The 2,233-nt window shown below is 72.0% G+C and carries 3 protein-coding genes; all 3 read left to right on the top strand.

The genetic code is table 11. The annotated features are described in order from the left end of the window. On the top strand, positions 1-222 hold a 222-nt coding region (locus tag PROKR_RS12785), incomplete at its 5' end, for an SAV_6107 family HEPN domain-containing protein (RefSeq protein ID WP_245605806.1). Positions 223-252: 30 nt separating this feature from the next. After that, the gene (locus PROKR_RS12780) at positions 253-1,494 is read left to right on the top strand and encodes a DNA polymerase IV (RefSeq protein ID WP_036963764.1); all 1,242 of its coding nucleotides are present in this window, start codon (positions 253-255) and stop codon (positions 1,492-1,494) included. A 106-nt stretch (positions 1,495-1,600) separates the two neighbouring features. After that, complete coding sequence (locus tag PROKR_RS12775) at positions 1,601-2,026, top strand: DUF3040 domain-containing protein (RefSeq protein ID WP_020016701.1); 426 nt, start codon at positions 1,601-1,603, stop codon at positions 2,024-2,026. Positions 2,027-2,233 lie beyond the last annotated feature (207 nt).

The raw sequence follows: 2,233 nt of genomic DNA, 5'->3' as shown, positions 1-2,233 counted from the left end.
GCGCACGCCGAGCCGGACCTCGCGGCCTGGTCGGGCTACTTCGCCTCCGGCGCGCCCCTGCGGGCGGCCGTGGACGCCGGTCGCCCGGAGCAGGTCGAGCCCGCACGGGCGGACGAGCTGCTCGCGTGCGCCGAGGACTTCCGGGACGAGGTCGCGATGCTCGTGGACCCGCAGGCCGGGTTCGCGACCCAGCGGCTGTCCCTGGTGCCCGAGGCCTCCTGACAGGCGCAACAGCAAGAACGGAGCACGTTCGTGAGCAAGGGGCCGCGGTCAGCGGCGGCAAGGCGGGACTGGGGGTCGGACGAGTCCGGCTGCTCGGTGCTGCACCTGGACATGGACGCGTTCTTCGCGTCGTGCGAGCTGGCCCGGCGGCCCGAGCTACGGGGTCTGCCGGTCATCGTCGGTGGGCAGGAGCGCGGGGTGGTGCTGGCGGCCACCTATGAGGCGCGCGCGTTCGGCGTCCGGTCCGCCATGCCGATGACGCGGGCGCGCCTCCTGTGCCCGCAGGCCGTCGTGGTCCGGCCCGACCACAACCTGTACCGCGACGTGTCCCGGTCGGTCATGGGGCTGCTGCACGAGGTCACGCCGCTCGTGGAGCAGATCAGCGTCGACGAGGCCTTCCTGGACGTCAGCGGCGCACGTCGCCGCCTGGGGCCGCCCACCGAGATCGGCGCCGAGCTGCGCCGCCGCATCGAGGCCGAGCACGGCGTCACCGCCTCGGTGGGCATCGCCCGGAACAAGTTCGTGGCCAAGCTGGCGTCCACGCACGCCAAGCCGGATGGCCTGATGCTGGTGCCGGTGGACGCGACCGTCGACTTCCTCCACACCCTGCCCGTCGGGGCCCTGTGGGGCGTGGGGGACAAGACGGAGAAGTCGCTCGCCGCCTGGGGTATCACCACGGTGGCCGAGCTGGCCCACACCGACCTGCCGAGCCTGCAGGCCGCCGTCGGCCGGGTGAGCGGCGCGCACCTGCACGACCTCGCCTGGGGGCGCGACCCGCGCCCCGTGGTGCCCGAGCACCGCGAGCACAGCATCGGCGCGGAGACCACGTTCGGCACGGACCAGGACGACACCGCGGCGGTCAACCGACGGGTCCTGGAGCTGTCCGACCGGGTCGCGGCGCGGCTGCGGCACCAGGGCGTGCTCGCGCGCACGGTGTCGGTGAAGGTGCGCTCGAGCGACTTCGCGACGTTCACCCGCTCCCGCACCCTGGACGGGCCCACGGACGTCGCCCGGGAGATCTATCTGGTGGCCCGCGAGCTCGTCGCGGCGGTCGATCTGGGTGGCCTCCCGGTGCGCCTGGTGGGGGTCCGCGGCGAAAACCTCTTGCAACGCGGCGGTTCCGCCCAGCAGCCCACGCTGGAGGAGGCGGTCGATCCGCGCTCGGGGGCGCAGCGCGAGGCCGAGCTGGCGCTCGACGCGGTGCGTGAGAAGTTTGGGAAGACGGCGATCGACCTGGGTGTACATCGCAAGAACGGCACGCATCCTTACTGATCTGCCCCTATAGTCATGGGTATGCCCGGGATGTCGACTACCACCGACGGCCGGGTCGTCCTATCCTGAGAGGGACACTGTTCCTTTGCGAGATCCGGGGGTCTCGATGCCTCTGTCCGAGTACGAGCAGCGGGTGCTGGAGCAGATGGAGCGTGCTCTGACGTCAGACGACCCGCGGCTGGCGAACACGCTCCAGTCCACAGGTCGTGGTAACGCGCTCCGTTATGTGCTGTCCGGGGCCGGCGTCGTCGTCGGCCTGCTTCTTCTTGTCGTCGGTGCAGCGACGTCGCGTACCTGGCTCGGGGCCATCGGCTTCGTGCTCATGTTCGCGGGTGTGGTCTTCGCGTTCCTCGGACCGCGCAAGAAGCAGCAGGAGGGTCCGGTCGGCGTCGTCGGCGAAGACGGCACGGTCCAGCCCCCTACCGGGGCAGCACGCAAGGCCCGCAAGCGGCAGGGTGGAGGTCGTTCCGGCGGCTTCCTCGCCCGCCTCGAAGAGCGCTGGGAGAACCGGCGCAACCAGGGCGGCCGCTAGCCGGCCAACCGTTTCCGGTGATCCGCGCGAGCGGACTGCCGGCAAGACAGGAGCCGGGCCCCTCGGGGCCCGGCTCCTGTCATGTCTCCAGGGTCAGGGCTTGCGGGCGAGGGCTTCCGTCAGCTCCGCCGTGACCGACGTCGTGAGCTCCTCGAGCTCCGCGGCGGACGGCGGCGTGGAAGCACGGGCGTAGCGCTCGTCCTCGGC

This window comes from Promicromonospora kroppenstedtii DSM 19349 (genome assembly GCF_000515355.1).
GTDB classification, from domain to species: Bacteria; Actinomycetota; Actinomycetes; order Actinomycetales; family Cellulomonadaceae; genus Promicromonospora; species Promicromonospora kroppenstedtii.
Note: the sequence above shows the minus strand (reverse complement) of the source record. Positions and strands in the feature narration are given on the sequence as shown.

Excerpts from the sequence above, each read along its gene's own strand:
- PROKR_RS12775 (WP_020016701.1), top strand. The coding sequence starts at position 1,601 with ATGCCTCTGTCCGAGTACGAGCAGCGGGTGCTGGAGCAGATGGAGCGT.